The following is a 14,069-nucleotide window of genomic DNA, read 5'->3' as shown; positions in this document are numbered from 1 at the left end:
TTTTCCTTGCCGGCCGTTAAAATGCAAGTCTTTCTCAAAAGGGGATGTTCAAGCCTTTCTGGCACAACCGGCAGCATAAGAGCCCATAAGGGGGCACGATGAACGTAGCCGGGAGCCGAGCATGATTGCGCAAATCCTTGTTGTCGATGACGATCCGATCCAGCGTCGTCTTCTGAAGAACGCCGTGGAACGTTACGGCCATGCCGCGCATCTGGCCGAGAACGGCCTTGCGGCACTCGAGTTCCTGAAGCAGACCTCGGTCGACATCAATGTCATCGTGCTCGATCTGATGATGCCGGAAATGGACGGTTTGACCTTCCTTGCGGCAGCCCGCGAGCTCGGCATCGACACGCCGGTCATCGTCCAGACGGGACAGGGCAGCATCGAGTATGTCGTGCAGGCCATGCGTGCCGGTGCCTTCGATTTCGTCGTGAAGCCGGTTTCGCCGGAGCGCATCGGCGCCTCGATTTCCAATGCGTTGAAGCTCGACCAGAAGGAATCGAAATCCCGCGCCGGCCGCCGCCAGCGGACGAGCGCCGTCGGTTTCGGCGACATCGTGTCTGCCAGCCCGGATATGCTGCGGGTCATCGACCTTGCACAGCGCGCTTCCCATTCCAACATCCCGGTCGTGCTCGAAGGTGAATCGGGCGTCGGCAAGGAAATGATCGCCCGCGCCATCCAGTCCAACGGCGATCGCGCCGGCAAGCCGTTCATCACGGTCAACTGCGGCGCCATTCCGCATAATCTGGTCGAGAGCATCCTGTTCGGCCACGAGAAGGGTGCCTTCACCGGTGCGCTCGAAAAGCATACCGGCAAGTTCGTCGAAGCCGATGGCGGCACGCTGTTCCTCGACGAGATCGGCGATCTGCCGCTCGACGTCCAGGTGAAGCTGTTGCGCGCCGTGCAGCAGGGCGAAATCGAGACCGTTGGCGCTGCCAAGGTCCAGAAGGTCAATGTCCGGCTGATTTCGGCGACCAACAAGGACCTGATCGAGGAAGTGCGCGCCGGCCGCTTCCGTGAAGACCTTTATTATCGCCTCAACGTCTTCCCGATAACCATTCCGGCGTTGCGCCGCCGCAAGGAAGACATTCCGCATCTTGCCCGCGTGTTCGCCGAGCGTTTCTCGATCGAGCAGAAGCTTGCAAAGACGCTGTCCGTCGGCCCCGGCGCCCTGGCGCTGCTGACCGCCTATGACTGGCCGGGCAATATCCGCCAGCTGGAAAACGCCGTGTTCCGTTCGGTGGTTCTCGCCCAGGGCGACGAGCTGACGGAAGCCGATTTCCCGCAGATCGCCGCGCAGCTTCCGGAATTCCGTCCCGAAGAACTTGCCGCGACTGCCGTCATGCCGACGCCATCGGCCGCTGCCGACCAGGCTGTCAGGGAAGCATTGGCGGAATCTCCGGTCTTTGCCAACGGCCCGCGTGCCGGCAAGCCGGACCCGAAGGCGATGCTTGCCGCAGCTTATCCACAGGCTGAAAACGTCATCATCAGCACAGATGAGACCGGCGAAGTGCGCAAACTGGCCGATGTGGAGGAGGAGCTGATCCGTTTCGCGCTGAAATTCTACCGCGGCCAGATGAGCCAGGTGGCGCGCAAACTCGGCATCGGTCGCTCGACATTGTACCGGAAACTCAAGGATTACGGCATCGATCCGGACGATCCGCTCAAGGAGGCGGCGTAATTATACGTCGCCAACTTAAGTATTTGCTTCGTTAGGAAGCGTTAACCCTCACGCAAGCATGTCCTACGTTTTACAACAACCCGTTTTTTAACTAGGGGGCTTTTTTTACAGCCCTTTTTTCTTTTCTGCTCTCAAGCCTGTGCTCGCCCTGATACTCCAACGGCTTTAAATCCAGAGTTGCAATCGCAACAAGGAGATATTGCAATGGTTGGATTTCGCGTTTGGGGACGAATTGATGGCAAGCAGTTCGATCAAGTCTTCAAAACGGTCGCAGAGTGGCGCGTTGAGCGCAAGATGATCGAAAACGTCTGCAAGCTCGTCGTCATCGGCATGGCAAGCGTTGAGGTGGCAGCATGAGACTGCTTACCGACGAATTGAAGGCCAAGTTGATCTCCAATAATGTGGAAGCACGTGAGGCCGATCATATCCCGGTGGTAAAACTGTTTACGCCATGGGCTGCGGCAACATGGATTCTGACGGAAATGGAACCCGATGGCGTGTGCTTCGGCCTTTGCGATCTCGGCCACGGCACGCCTGAACTCGGCTATGTCAGTGTTGAGGAATTGGAGCTTCTCACAGGGCCGCATGGATTGCGTGTTAAACGCGATCTCCACTTCCGAACGGATAAGCCGCTGAGCGTTTGGACCGAAGCGGCAAGGCGTGCGCGAGAAATCGTCGTACCGAAATAGGGAACTAACGGTCCGTAATGCCGTTATCTTTACGAACAGCGAAGCCTAGTCAGTGACGCGGTTCAAAATGGAAGAGCCCGGTGTGCAGCCGGGCTTTTTCTATTTCAATGTGCCTGCGCAGCGTTTTGCGCCAATGCGGCTTGTCGCTGGGCGATTTCTGAATTTCGCAGGTATAGCCGGTGCATGGTCTCGGCTACGGCTTTCTCAATCGGCTGTCCCAACAGTAGGTCGGGATCATCGGCGAAAGCGGTGATCGTCTGCGCGATCAGTGCTCGGTGTTCGGGGCCACGGATATGATAGCGAAGCGCATAACGCGACAGCATTTCTTTCAGAGCCTGACGCTCGTCCGACGAATGGGTGAGAAGTGATTTGAACATGGGGTATCCCGGCTATGCAGGCGGGAGCAACATGACTCTCAGGCACCAGCGCCTACTATCTCGTGTGCCGGTGATGTTCCCATTATACTGTCTTGCAGATCGGTGTCTGTGTACTTTGACATAGCTGGAACATTAAAGGTCGATGGTAACGCCGTCGAACTCCGCATCGGTCTCGCGGCGAACGCGTTTTGGTTTGATCCAGTGCCACCAGATGCTGTCAGCTACACGTAGCCATGCCCATGCGAGAACCGGACCGAACACCAGCCAATATGCGAGTGCCAGCAAGCGGATCGCGCCGATGTAGTGGAAGAGGTCTGCTATGGTCATACGCGTGTGCTCCTGCAAAAGCAGCAGCCGTATTGCCACTGCTTTCAAAGGGCGAGCGCTGACGCAGGCTTAGTTAATGGACTTTTGGCTAGTGTAGCCTTCGAGCCATGACTGGTGTTTGACTGGCTCGCTGTCCTGCCGAAAAGGATTGTCAGTCCGCTGCAATCCGACTTTCGCGCTTGCACGGCCTTCATCAAAACAGAAGGCGTCCTTGATAGCGCGGCTGTCACCGTAACCTAGATCCATTTTATCACGCATAAGATGTTGTCCCGTTTCCCGGCCCTCTAACGCGGTTAAATCGATTCAGTTCCCTAACGCGATGAGCTATCACATTTAGTCGAGGTGCATCATGTCTGCTGCGACCAGCTTCCTCGAAAGAACAGTTCGCCCTCATAAACTGGCTTGCCGGTGACATCACGGACAGCGACGCGGATTCGAGTTGCGTCATCAGTCGGCATCTCTTCCTTTGCGATATCGGTGAGGATACGGGAGACTTCGCGGCGGATTTGATCGGGTCGATCCATCTCGATCCCAATCTCGTCGCGCTCTAACCCATGGCCGTTGATCACGTCGAAAAAGAACCTTGTCATCTTGAACTCCTACAGGCTGATGGTGTCGAAGTCCTATCCTGGGCATTTGTTCCAAAGGACAGAAAGCCCTGCTAGGGAGGTAAGGAAAACCTAGCAGGGCTTCGTTTTAGGAGTAAAAGCTATGGCGTGCTTCCACAAATCTATTTAGCGGTTGACGCTATCGCAGCGGCACGATCCGCCGTCAGCGCGGCGATCCATTGCGCCTTGCTGAGATTCGTCGTCTCGGTGAATTCGACTATCTCTTTGTTTTTGGGTACTCGCTTCGCTGCCCGCTTTGCGATTTCTTCTGGCGACATCTTGTAGCCCTTTGGCCTGGCCATGTAGCGTTCTCCGTTGTTGCGGAGATATTTACGTCAGCTGAGCGCAGCTAGTCCGGGCTATCATTTTCCCTTCTTCTTCCGAAAAGTGGCCGCCGTCTTGGCAATGCATCCGACAAGCGATTTTGCGCCGATCTTTTCATAGCCTAGGGCATACATCCGTTGGCCGACGAGATAACCAGCGGCAATGGTGCTTTCGTTGTGACCGCCATAGTCCTTTCCCAAGGCGCTCGCGATTTGGGGATCGATCGGCTCTAATGCGGGGTCTGCCCTTTGCCGTTGCATCTAACATCAAGTCGGTATTGTCGGGCTTGTTGATGATCAGTTCGATTTGCCGGTAGATCGGATCGCCATCGGAAACTGGCGTTTCTTTGAAATATTTCTCACCTGTAGCGACCAACATGGCGATGATGTCGTCTGCCTGTCGCAGGTTCAGCCGTCGCAGCCAGTGACGCTCTATGACGCGCTGGCGGGCATATTGTCCGGCTAGGGCAGGGAGGATAATGAACCCGGCTCGAAAACCGCAATATCTTTATTTGCTCATGTAGCAGATTTTAATTTTGGCTCTCAAAACAGGCATCGCTTATAAATAGGATGTGATGCTTGGTCTGGAAAACGAAGTCATTACAATAACTTCGTGCAAGACCAACGCATTCTTTTCTTGATGATCAGTTGAAACGGTCCCGCTTGTTTCCAGACCCAAGCGGGACTTTTTCGTATCAAGAAAGGAATTCTGTAATGTCTGGAAAACTTACCGCAGCCAATATCCTAGCGCAGATCAAGCGCAACACATTGGAGAAGGCGAAAACCCACGCAAATGAAATCAACCCTGTCATCCTCGATTGGGCAATGACTGAGCGCGCATCTATTAAGAGCGAGCGCGGCAATGACTTTTTTTCGGGCCAAGGCGCGCATTCATTAAGTATTAGAAGTAGAGAGAAGTTACTTAATAGATGCGCGCCTGATGGCGCTGACAACGCATCTAGCGAAGTAGTTTCTTCCGACCTGCAATCGGGAGAGAAGGCCCGCGCGGATGCTCGGTCGCACCCAACGACGGCGAGTGAAGCCCGCGTGAATTCGCTCTGCTCATCCACACGACAAGACGAAGTCACTAATGGCTGCGCGGAGATGGACCCCCAGGATGACCCCGCCGGGCAGCACGTCGATTTCTACGAGATCAAGACCGACTTGTTCGATAATACGGGCAGGGGCAAGAAATCGACGGTCCACCGCGCAAAGCTGATGATCCGTGCCGAGCCGACCACGTCGGCAAAAGAAGCCGACGTTTTCATGCTCGATTTCTATAACCGCAGCCGCGACATCAACAAGCGCCTCAAGGAAATGGAAGTCGAGAACCATGCTTGGTACCTCGGTTTCAAGGCGGAGTTCAATCGGTATTCGGAAATGCTCGTTGCGTGGGAAATCCCGCCGAAGCTGGCCGTGCTGAAGGAACTAATCATGGATGACGGCAGTAGCGAGATCGTCGGCTACGGCGCTGGCATCATGTTCCAGGTGAAGAACCAAGCCCCGACCGTGATCTTCTTCTACGGCGCGTCACGCTTTGAGCTGGTGTTGGATTTAGAATTCAACCGGACACCGGGTAGCCCGATTTTCAAGAAAGGCATCTACCGCGATCCCGCTCGCCAGCATCTGGACGTGGACCTCACTGCGACGAAGAAGAAGTTCAAGATCAAGACAATGAAGGATTTCAACTGAGCGGGTTGGAGAACGGTCGTTTCGGAGCCGTTTCCCGCCTCAAAGGTAGCAGTCGGATTAAATACAAGCGAAGACAAAACACAAGAAGGAGATAACTCCCATGAAAGACAATACGAAGCTGGTCGCAGACATCAACAGCGCGATTCAGTCACTCGACAAGGCCATCACCGCTTACCATGCCGTGATGATGCCGCAGCCATACGGCTCGACGGAACCGATGTCGCTCACATTCTATCCTATGGACCTTCTTACGAACCTGAAACACGCCGTGCGCGAGGTAGTAAGCAAACGGATCAGTGCTGACGAGACAGCACGCATTCTGAATCTTGGTCTCAAGAAGGAGAGCAAGTGATGGGTACGAAGAAGGGCCACAAGTTCAGCGAACAGGCAGTCGAGAATATGAGACAGGCCCAGCTAAAACGTTGGCAGCGTATTCGCGAACTGATGGCCCATGGCGAAGAACACGACACAATCCTTAATGCAGTCCCGCGCAACTGCAAGCACGATGACAAGTCACTGCTAGAGAAGGTCGCAGATTTCATCACGAATTTGAAGTAAGGAAACCATAGTGAAAGTCTACAATATCAACATTTTTATGGGACTGGACGAGGAAGAGAATCCAACACCACTCGAAAAGGGACCGACAACACCAAAACGTCTCGATCCAATTGCCGAACTAAAGCAGTCAGCGGGTCCGATCCAAATCGAGTTCACCAAGCGATTTCAGAACAGCAACATTCCATATCTGGATTTCAGCCGTGGTGATCGCCGCTGGCTCAACCTGCTACTGGAAGACCTACAGCGCATTTACATCGCCAGCCCCACCGATGCTGTGATCATGAGCGGCAAAGCTCCGGTGCGTCCTCGTGATGGCTCCAGGCAGTCGTGGCAGGAATTCATCGATGGGATGGTCAGCGACAAGGTGAAGAAGGGTTTCGATTTCACGGAAGGTCAGTTGAAGCATTTGCCCACGCTGATCGATCTGCTCAGCAAGGGACACAAACTGGCGGGTTGCGGCTCGCTTGTGTTCGTTGAAGCAGAGACAGGGGCGGTGTTGGCATGAAAAAGGAGTCGATATTCGAGAACAGGAAGAAGCGTCTGCTTCGCGAGTTCGCCAAGACATTTCCCGGCAAAGAGCTTCCGGTCACTGATTCGGAAGTCGAGTTCTATCTCGAAGAAGAGCAGCATCTCGCACGTCGAGCAATCGTCGCATATGATTTCAAAGCGCGATATCCCGCCGAGGTTCTGGAACATCACGACCAATTCGAAGCGTTCCTGAACGACCGCAGCAGGGTAGATGTGTGGCACGACGAGCGCAAAGCAGTATGGGCTGGCGCGAGAGTGATCCGCGCTTATGGAGGCACAGCATGACCACTTACACGAAGGTCACAATCGGCACGCGCACAGTGTTCGTACCCGTCGAGCAAGCTCCACAGCCATTGCCAAAACCAGCACAGCCGAAACCGAAAGCACCATATGCGAAGCGGATCGGCAAGAAGTACGGCGAACGTAAAAATTGGTGGTAAGCAGCCGATGTTGATCCCGAAGAGAAACGGCAATAATAGTGAGGCGTGGTGCAGCCAAACGTACCGCTAACTTCTGCCCGATCAGCAATGGTCGGGCATTTTTCATCGGCGCAACAAAAAGCCCGCCGGATGGATGACAGCGGGCTTTTCGTGTAACAAGCGCCGACTACGGGTAACATCTCGGCACCCGATGACGATGCCGCATCACGGTTAACATAAGGCTAATACGGAGAGCTGGTTGCTTCCGCTAGGCCCACGCCGCCCAAGCCAGCATGGCCAGTACAACCGCCAAGATCAGAATGAAATCGATGCTCATACAATAGCGAAGACCCGCTCAGGAGATTTGAGCGGGCCTTGCTTCGTCATTCCATTACAAGGAGAAACGCCGCCGAAGGGCACTCGGATTGGCGTCCCGTATGTCTAACAGCGACTACGCCGGAATGTTTCTGTCCGCTAACGTACCGAACTACTGCCGATTTTTCGGATAGCCCCGAGAGATGCGAACGCTACGGTCGGCCTCAGCAGCGGCGGCTATAAACGCCTCACGGGCGCTTTCCGGCTCGGCCTTACCTTGAAGCACGGCAAAGCAGGTTGCCTTAGCAGCGGCCAGTGCCTGGCCTTCTTCCAGCGGCCAATCAAAGACCAGCGTGCGGGCGGCTGCATCTGTGTCGGCTATCGTCCTGTACATGCCCAAGCGATCAAGCTCAATCTCGACGGGCTTTTCCCAATCACCACGCATCATGACTCGTACTCCCAACATACACCTATGGCGATTCAACAAGAGACGAAATGATTCGTTCCGGTTGAAAGGAATCAGTAATCCGTGTATGTCAGGGATGCTGACAAGCATCGACCTCTCTTGTGTGCTTCCCAAAGTGTCAGCGTAGTTCCAAACCCGGTCCTCCAAAGGCCGGGTATCTTTTTGCGTTTGGGTAAGCCAGCAGTGACTAAGCGCCCGGTTGTAAAATGAGAATCGAGGGGTACTATTTGTGCGCGAGTTCAGCCACGGGCTGGCTCGTAACGGATAAGGTCGTGAGGTGTGGAGCCTGACATTATCCGGTGCTACCGAGCGCAGCTTCGATTAAATCGGTCGTTAGGCGCGCGGCGGGCGTCGTGACGCGACGAAAACAAACAATCCGATTGCGGCGAAAATAATCAGCCCTGTTACAGCGGCATATGTGGCCCATGGTGGCCCGTCATTGATACAAAGCCCAGCCGTTGCTGAAATTTGCTCTTGCATTTCCTCACCTGTGCGCCTTGCTGGCAGTGTTCACCGCTCATTGCGTCATTTCCGACGGGCGTTTTCTAACGATATGAGTTTGGTAGCGTCAACGAAACGTTTGTCCCGATGAGGTGCTAGGGTGCAGCAAGTCCCGTTTTTAACATAAGTTAATTGCCCGGTAGCGCACCGACAACAAAACAGATATTGAGCTTCCCGCGATCCAACGAGATGCGGCTTGTAATCGTAACGGAGTGATCTGGCTTCTGCCGGTCACTCCGTTTTGTTTTATTCACCGGCCTAATATTCGTCCAACAGACGGTGAACATCACCCGTACATACACGGGATATCTACCGAACACGAACTTACGGTTTGCTAAGATCGGGGAAGCAAGTTTCCACAGATAAATTTCAGAACCTATTGTCCGAATAGGAATCCGAGCTATATTCAAAGTAGCGCATTCAAGCGCGAACCGGATAAATGAGTGAGCCCGCGGAAGCGGTTTACTGGAAGGTCTCTATACTGGTTGGGATCTTCGTAGCTTAGATAAGACGAAACCAGATGTAGTTTAGTTTCTCTCGGACACATTAGAACCCGAAGACCGGTTTACAAAAGGTCCCGCATGACGGGACACGCGGACGGCCAGTACTGTCACACAAAACCGGGAAGCGAAGCGACATCTTCAACGAGTTACAGGACCCTCGATGGACGTATCGTTCATTCTCGGGCGTGTGGCGCGGTTGGGGATGTATTTCGCTGATGCCCCCGCTACCGTCATCATCGCTCTCGCCTTTGCAATAGTTGTCGTGATGATCGTCGCGGCAATCATTATGCGTTGTCTTGACCTCCACAAGGTCAAGTTATTTGGCCTGGAACTTACCGCCAAGACGAACGATAACGCGCCCGTTAAAAGAGACTGTAGTCGCCTAGCGTTGCCGGCTAGGGTTTCCAAACGTGCGACTAGGGTGAAGCCAAAGGAAGATCAGTCAAATTGATCGACGGCGTGTTGAAACGGCCAATAGCCTCGCCGGTCGTCTTGAGCGTCTTGAGGATAGCTGGAATATCTCGGGCTTCATGATCGCGCCAGGACAGCACGATCTTGCCGATGGGGATGCCCCGACGGTCACGGACACCGCATTGAACCATCTCGACGCTGCCTAGGCTTTTCAATCCCGCTCGCAGGTATGGCGATGAAATCTGATCGCGTCGCCAGTACCCGCATTCGGTAGCCTCGGCATTTGGAAAAAGTACGGCATTTGTTTCCGCGCTGATGCTGTTGGGGATTTTCTGGAAGTCATCGGGGATAAAGGCGATGCCCTCTTTTACGAAGGGGCAATGGACATTCGCATAGTTGAAGGGCACGCCGCCAAGGCCATAACTGCCATTGCTGAATGTCCAAAACGTAGCACGGTCGGCATCCAATTGCTTGCCAACCTCATCGATTGCCGCACAGGTCAGTTTATCGCGGGGAATGCTTTCCTGTAGTCGCTTCGCTTCTTCTTCCGGTGGAATAGGCACAGCGATGGGTTCGATTATCGAAGACTGCGAGCTGGTGAAATACTCGACCAGTTTGAATGTTCGATCAGGGTCGGACAGTGCGACATATCCAAGCAGACCAATACCCGCGAATAAGCCAATGAGATTAAGACCGAATACGGTAGCCAGTGGCTTTCGCGTAAGCGTGTCGATGAATGACGCGAACGCCGAACTGATATTAGAGAGGTCCATACAATGCCTTTAAGAACCGAGGGATGCTCGAATATTTAAACGCAGACAGCGGTTTGAAGCCTCATATGGAGCAGGTTGGTAAATACCACGAAGTTTAATCACGAAGGTATTTTCCAATGACAAAGCGAAAAGACAGTCCATTCAACCTACTCACGCCTGAAAGCTTCACGAAGGCGCTTCAACTACGCGCACAAGGATATTCGTTCAACGACATTGGTAAGATACTGAACGTCGAGCACACGAGCATCTACAGAAAGATGAAGACGCAGGAGACAATCCAACGCGAGTTCGGAAGACTGCACAGAAAGCAGATGGTGCAGGATTACATTGCAGCACGGAACGGTGGCAGTGATCTATGAGAAACCGACTTGAAGAGAAGGTAGCAGCGCAACTAGGTCCAACCTATACCTACGAAACGCACAAGCTCTCCTACACAATTTCACACACATACATTCCTGATTTCATCGATGAAGCCAATAAGCGGATTGTCGAAGCGAAGGGGAATTTCCCACTAGAAGAGCGCACTAAGATGTTGGCAGTCAAGAAGCAGAACCCTGACTGGCAAATCGAAATGGTATTTCAAAATCCGAAAGCACCGATCAACAAGGGAAGCAAGACGACCTACGGCGACTGGTGCGACAAGCATGGTATCGCATGGAGGAAAGCATGAGTATCAAAGCAAAACTCGCAGCGAGGATCAAGCGGCTTCCGAAGCCAATCAAAGATCGCGTCCTAAACGTATTATTCAAAATCCTGAAGTTTCTTGCTTACAATCACAGGCAAGCGAATGATGGTCGTCTCTTAGAAGCCAGCACCCAATACGATCACTTCATCCGAATAGAACGCGAAGTGCCCTACAGCATTTTCAGGGGTTTCAATAAACGCGATCCCGATGTGCAAGCGGATCAAATCCTTGAGGTTGTCGGCTGGGACCTCCGCAATGAGACGGCAATCAAAAAGTGGTACTTCGAATTGGTCCCCACGACATACGAATTTCCTAACGTCACGTTCAAACTCAGTGGTTTCATCGCGTTTAATACGAAGAACGAAATGGTGCTGTGGAAGCTGGCGAATGGAGGTGATGCATGAGCAGAGCCATTGGCAAACACTTCGGCACGATCAAGCAGCAGAGACAAATCCTAGCGGATTGGGCAGCATGGGAATACGAGATTGACCGCTCACAACGCCTCTCGGCACATGCTAATGCAGCCGCAGGGCTTTACGGTCTATCCCGCGCAGTCCTCGCGCCTAGAAGTTTCAATACCAGTATGGGCGATTATCATCGTATCCTCGACCTAGCAGAGAGCCGATTGAAGATCGCGGCGAGTATCGGCAGTGTCGTGGACATTTCGGCAACCAGCGTAGGCCAGGACGCGCTTTGCGTAATCGACGCGGCCCGAGCCGGGGCACAATTTGGATCGAAGCAGCGAATCCGCGACAATCTCGTGGCATACGATTTCATGAAGCGCTTTGGCCGCGACGTAGACGTGAGCGTAAGCAAGACAAGCCTCTTGCGGATAGCTCCACCAAATCCCGCGAGCAGTATCGAAGACCTCGCGACGATCTTCCTCAGCCCCACATACGAACCCCTTGTACTGGCGAGTTTCAAAGACCCGGCAGATGCGATGGTCTACAGGCTGGCAATCTAAAATTGCCGGGGACATATCACCCTCAAGTTTCCTCCCCCGATTGCAAGCTGGTATATTAGCGGCGTTGGAATCGGAGGACGGCAGTGTACGAAATCTTTGCGCTTTTACTTGATAAGTTGACGAGCCGCACGGCAGGCGCGGTTTCATTCTGCGTCGGCTTCGGTATGACACTGCTCGAATACCTTTATGCGAACCCCAAGCCCGAATATTTCTTTCAGATCGATATATGGGCCGTGGCGACATTCGCCGGTGCATCCGCCGTTGTCTTCCGATCAATCGCGACATGGAAAACTGCATACGAGAAAAGGCAATCAGAGGGCGCCTATGGTCGGGCCAAGGCTAAGCGGGTCGAGCAGGCGGCCCTTGCAAACCTCGACCATCTTCCCAAGCAGGAACTTGAAGCTCTGTTGCATTGGCTCCGCGAGGGTAAGCAGCGCATTCATGTCCAGTACAAGACCGACCTCATGCGGGAACTGCTCGGCCATTACATTTTTGTCGAGACAAAAGAACTCGGTGATGCTTGGTCGTCCGGTATGTATGCGATCCATCCCGCGATATGGGCAAGGCGCGACGAAATCTTAGAGAAGTTTAAAGGCGTTGAAGGGCGTATCACTGACTTCAGAGGACGCAGCCGAGTTTAAAGCGGTCAATGCCGTGGCGCACTAGCGAAGATCAATCCGGCGTGGCTTGTAATTGACCAGCCGCATGAACTCGTAAAAGCTGGCTTCATTGGGGAACGAGACCGCGAACAGGCCTTCCTCATCATCGGTGTGATAAGGGAAATAGGTGCCACCGGCTTTCCGAACGCATTCCATCGTCTTGCTGAAACGATCCGGGCCGACATGCCCGAAATGGAATGAACGCGGCCACGGCTTATCCTCGATCCGAATTGCCCGCTTCATTCTGCAATCACCGCTATAAGCCGCCGGTCAACAGCGGCGATATCCACGATAGACCGTTCCTCGTTTAGCACCCAGACAAGTTCAATCGGTTTCAGGTCGCGGAAGACAAACCGATAAACGGCCATCGCGCCAAGTTGCGTACCACCGTTTTCCGCGAGCATTTCGGCCCGCTGCGCAATCGCGGCGAGATGGCATTCCTCGGCAGTCTCGGCAAACCAAAGCAAGTCATCGGAACCCGGCGACATCTGGTAAGCGTATAGAATTGTTTCCACCGGCCACTCCCGCGAATCTCACGCACAGGTATAGTGGCGTTGATACGGGTTGAAAATTATAGAATCCTACATAGGCGATGGAATGATGAAAAAGAACGGCTGGCTGATATTCGGCTTTGGCGCGACCTTCGCCTACACAGTCGCGGCGATTGGATTTGGCTTCATCGAGGTCGATTTTATCAAGAACTTCGCCGCCTTGCCGCTCAACAATCAAGGCGATGCACTCGCCGGATTCTTCGCGCCACTGGCATTCCTCTGGCTGTTCGTCGCGACCATGATCCAATCACAGGAACTTGCGCTGCAACGAAAGGAAATCGCGGACAACCGCGCAGTAATGCAGGAGCAGTCCGATGCTGCAAAAGAGCAAGCCGAACAGGCGAAGGAACAGGCAAAGTTTCTAGAGGCTCAAACAAAAGCGATGCAGGATCAAACAGCGCTGATCATTGAACAGGTCAAAATTGCTAGAGATAATTCCGAACGGGAGAGTAGGCTTGCGCTTTTCGAAAAGCGCATCGAAATCTACAACGCTCTTGTCGAGTTGGATCGGCTCACTTGGCACCGTCGCATGATAGACCATACGCATGTGGACAGAGTTTGGGAAATTTCGCGACGAGCAGAGTTTCTTTTCGGTACAGAAGTAGTTGACTGGCTGGACAGTGTTGCAGAAAGCCTTGATTACATAAGAACCGAGTCTTCAAGGCTGGACGAGTTTGATAGCGGCATCATGGTGCTTGGTCCGAAGCGGACACCAAGTAAGGAAGAAGCCGAACTTGAGCAGAAAGTCAAAGAGGAATTATCATGGGCAGTTGAACAGTTTTGGGGGGTAACTTTAAAGGAAAAATTGGGCGACTACCTGTCTCTTTATAGAGAAGATCAACCGGAACAACAGTCAAACAACGATGCATCCTATTTGCAGCGCGTAGGAACAGATAATCAGCCGCCCGCTACAATATAGCACGATATTTCCGATGAAATGGTCAGAAAACCGTAGGGCATAATAGTCTAAGCCTTTGCAATCATAGGGCAACCGAAAAGGCTTCTTGCCCTTCATTCTTTTCGGCAGCAGGAACGAGCA

Annotated in this window: 23 protein-coding genes; 14 read left to right on the top strand and 9 right to left on the bottom strand. The window is 53.3% G+C overall.

The features are described 5' to 3' along the window. Nucleotides 1-121 precede the first annotated feature (121 nt). The 3 genes from KX729_RS09370 to KX729_RS09360 all read left to right on the top strand — a co-directional run bounded on the left by KX729_RS09370 (nucleotide 122) and on the right by KX729_RS09360 (nucleotide 2,370). Complete coding sequence (locus KX729_RS09370; RefSeq protein ID WP_219742170.1) at nucleotides 122-1,681, top strand: sigma-54-dependent transcriptional regulator; 1,560 nt, start codon at nucleotides 122-124, stop codon at nucleotides 1,679-1,681. Between the two features lie 204 nt (nucleotides 1,682-1,885). Then, nucleotides 1,886-2,038, top strand: coding sequence for a hypothetical protein (locus tag KX729_RS09365; protein ID WP_219742169.1), 153 nt, complete (start codon nucleotides 1,886-1,888; stop codon nucleotides 2,036-2,038). Then, complete coding sequence (locus KX729_RS09360; RefSeq protein WP_219742168.1) at nucleotides 2,035-2,370, top strand: DUF2958 domain-containing protein; 336 nt, start codon at nucleotides 2,035-2,037, stop codon at nucleotides 2,368-2,370. Before KX729_RS09365 ends, KX729_RS09360 begins: the two co-directional genes overlap by 4 nt. 104 nt (nucleotides 2,371-2,474) lie before the next feature. Here the strand turns inward: KX729_RS09360 and KX729_RS09355 are convergent, their stop codons facing one another. The 5 genes from KX729_RS09355 to KX729_RS09335 form a co-directional block, all read right to left on the bottom strand. Then, nucleotides 2,475-2,747 carry a hypothetical protein gene (locus tag KX729_RS09355; protein WP_219742167.1) on the bottom strand — a complete coding sequence of 91 codons (273 nt, stop codon included), beginning with the start codon at nucleotides 2,745-2,747 and terminating at the stop codon, nucleotides 2,475-2,477. A gap of 132 nt (nucleotides 2,748-2,879) precedes the next feature. After that, entirely contained in the window at nucleotides 2,880-3,074 is a 195-nt protein-coding gene (locus KX729_RS09350; protein WP_219742166.1) for a hypothetical protein, read from the bottom strand. 347 nt (nucleotides 3,075-3,421) lie between these two features. Beyond that, entirely contained in the window at nucleotides 3,422-3,664 is a 243-nt protein-coding gene (locus KX729_RS09345) for a DUF6894 family protein (protein ID WP_219742165.1), read from the bottom strand. A 140-nt stretch (nucleotides 3,665-3,804) separates the two neighbouring features. Beyond that, complete coding sequence (locus tag KX729_RS09340; protein WP_219742164.1) at nucleotides 3,805-3,984, bottom strand: hypothetical protein; 180 nt, start codon at nucleotides 3,982-3,984, stop codon at nucleotides 3,805-3,807. Nucleotides 3,985-4,044: 60 nt separating this feature from the next. Further along, a complete protein-coding gene (locus KX729_RS09335) occupies nucleotides 4,045-4,266 on the bottom strand; it encodes a hypothetical protein (RefSeq protein WP_219742163.1) in 222 nt (73 codons plus the stop codon). A 453-nt stretch (nucleotides 4,267-4,719) separates the two neighbouring features. On the opposite strand from KX729_RS09335, the gene KX729_RS09330 reads away from it, so the two are divergent. The 6 genes from KX729_RS09330 (at nucleotide 4,720) to KX729_RS09305 (ending at nucleotide 7,223) form a co-directional block, all read left to right on the top strand. After that, nucleotides 4,720-5,697, top strand: a complete 978-nt coding sequence (locus KX729_RS09330) for a hypothetical protein (RefSeq protein ID WP_219742162.1) — start codon at nucleotides 4,720-4,722, stop codon at nucleotides 5,695-5,697. 100 nt (nucleotides 5,698-5,797) lie between these two features. Beyond that, nucleotides 5,798-6,049: a hypothetical protein gene (locus KX729_RS09325; protein ID WP_219742161.1), complete on the top strand. Its 252-nt coding sequence runs from the start codon at nucleotides 5,798-5,800 to the stop codon at nucleotides 6,047-6,049. Continuing rightward, nucleotides 6,049-6,255, top strand: a complete 207-nt coding sequence (locus tag KX729_RS09320; RefSeq protein WP_219742160.1) for a hypothetical protein — start codon at nucleotides 6,049-6,051, stop codon at nucleotides 6,253-6,255. Before KX729_RS09325 ends, KX729_RS09320 begins: the two co-directional genes overlap by 1 nt. A 10-nt stretch (nucleotides 6,256-6,265) precedes the next feature. Then, on the top strand, nucleotides 6,266-6,760 hold the full coding sequence (locus KX729_RS09315) for a hypothetical protein (protein WP_219742159.1): 495 nt from the start codon (nucleotides 6,266-6,268) through the stop codon (nucleotides 6,758-6,760). Further along, on the top strand, nucleotides 6,757-7,068 hold the full coding sequence (locus KX729_RS09310) for a hypothetical protein (protein ID WP_219742158.1): 312 nt from the start codon (nucleotides 6,757-6,759) through the stop codon (nucleotides 7,066-7,068). Before KX729_RS09315 ends, KX729_RS09310 begins: the two co-directional genes overlap by 4 nt. Then, nucleotides 7,065-7,223 carry a hypothetical protein gene (locus KX729_RS09305; RefSeq protein ID WP_219742157.1) on the top strand — a complete coding sequence of 53 codons (159 nt, stop codon included), beginning with the start codon at nucleotides 7,065-7,067 and terminating at the stop codon, nucleotides 7,221-7,223. The genes KX729_RS09310 and KX729_RS09305 overlap by 4 nt, the downstream gene beginning before the upstream one ends. A gap of 466 nt (nucleotides 7,224-7,689) precedes the next feature. Here the strand turns inward: KX729_RS09305 and KX729_RS09300 are convergent, their stop codons facing one another. Together KX729_RS09300 and KX729_RS09295 are read right to left on the bottom strand one after the other, a co-directional pair. After that, nucleotides 7,690-8,073: a DUF982 domain-containing protein gene (locus KX729_RS09300; RefSeq protein ID WP_246617493.1), complete on the bottom strand. Its 384-nt coding sequence runs from the start codon at nucleotides 8,071-8,073 to the stop codon at nucleotides 7,690-7,692. A gap of 1,330 nt (nucleotides 8,074-9,403) precedes the next feature. Beyond that, nucleotides 9,404-10,171, bottom strand: a complete 768-nt coding sequence (locus KX729_RS09295; RefSeq protein ID WP_219742156.1) for a hypothetical protein — start codon at nucleotides 10,169-10,171, stop codon at nucleotides 9,404-9,406. Nucleotides 10,172-10,526: 355 nt separating this feature from the next. Here KX729_RS09295 and KX729_RS09290 point away from each other — a divergent pair, with 355 nt between their 5' ends. The 4 genes from KX729_RS09290 to KX729_RS09275 all read left to right on the top strand — a co-directional run bounded on the left by KX729_RS09290 (nucleotide 10,527) and on the right by KX729_RS09275 (nucleotide 12,461). Next, complete coding sequence (locus KX729_RS09290) at nucleotides 10,527-10,841, top strand: PDDEXK family nuclease (protein ID WP_219742155.1); 315 nt, start codon at nucleotides 10,527-10,529, stop codon at nucleotides 10,839-10,841. Beyond that, entirely contained in the window at nucleotides 10,838-11,260 is a 423-nt protein-coding gene (locus KX729_RS09285; protein ID WP_219742154.1) for a hypothetical protein, read from the top strand. The genes KX729_RS09290 and KX729_RS09285 overlap by 4 nt, the downstream gene beginning before the upstream one ends. Next, the gene (locus tag KX729_RS09280; protein WP_219742153.1) at nucleotides 11,257-11,820 is read left to right on the top strand and encodes a hypothetical protein; all 564 of its coding nucleotides are present in this window, start codon (nucleotides 11,257-11,259) and stop codon (nucleotides 11,818-11,820) included. Before KX729_RS09285 ends, KX729_RS09280 begins: the two co-directional genes overlap by 4 nt. An 83-nt stretch (nucleotides 11,821-11,903) precedes the next feature. After that, a complete protein-coding gene (locus KX729_RS09275; RefSeq protein ID WP_219742152.1) occupies nucleotides 11,904-12,461 on the top strand; it encodes a hypothetical protein in 558 nt (185 codons plus the stop codon). A 21-nt stretch (nucleotides 12,462-12,482) separates the two neighbouring features. On the opposite strand, the gene KX729_RS09270 is transcribed toward KX729_RS09275, so the two are convergent. Together KX729_RS09270 and KX729_RS09265 are read right to left on the bottom strand one after the other, a co-directional pair. Further along, nucleotides 12,483-12,722 carry a hypothetical protein gene (locus KX729_RS09270; protein ID WP_219742151.1) on the bottom strand — a complete coding sequence of 80 codons (240 nt, stop codon included), beginning with the start codon at nucleotides 12,720-12,722 and terminating at the stop codon, nucleotides 12,483-12,485. Further along, nucleotides 12,719-12,994 (bottom strand): hypothetical protein, encoded by a 276-nt coding sequence (locus tag KX729_RS09265; RefSeq protein ID WP_219742150.1) that lies wholly within the window; start codon nucleotides 12,992-12,994, stop codon nucleotides 12,719-12,721. The genes KX729_RS09270 and KX729_RS09265 overlap by 4 nt, the downstream gene beginning before the upstream one ends. A gap of 82 nt (nucleotides 12,995-13,076) precedes the next feature. On the opposite strand from KX729_RS09265, the gene KX729_RS09260 reads away from it, so the two are divergent. Then, the gene (locus KX729_RS09260) at nucleotides 13,077-13,949 is read left to right on the top strand and encodes a hypothetical protein (protein WP_219742149.1); all 873 of its coding nucleotides are present in this window, start codon (nucleotides 13,077-13,079) and stop codon (nucleotides 13,947-13,949) included. The last annotated feature ends 120 nt before the right edge of the window (nucleotides 13,950-14,069 follow it).

Source organism: Neorhizobium populisoli (genome assembly GCF_019430945.1).
Lineage (GTDB): Bacteria > Pseudomonadota > Alphaproteobacteria > Rhizobiales > Rhizobiaceae > Neorhizobium > Neorhizobium populisoli.
The sequence above is the reverse complement of the archived record's forward strand: the minus strand, read 5'-3'. Positions and strand labels throughout refer to the sequence as shown.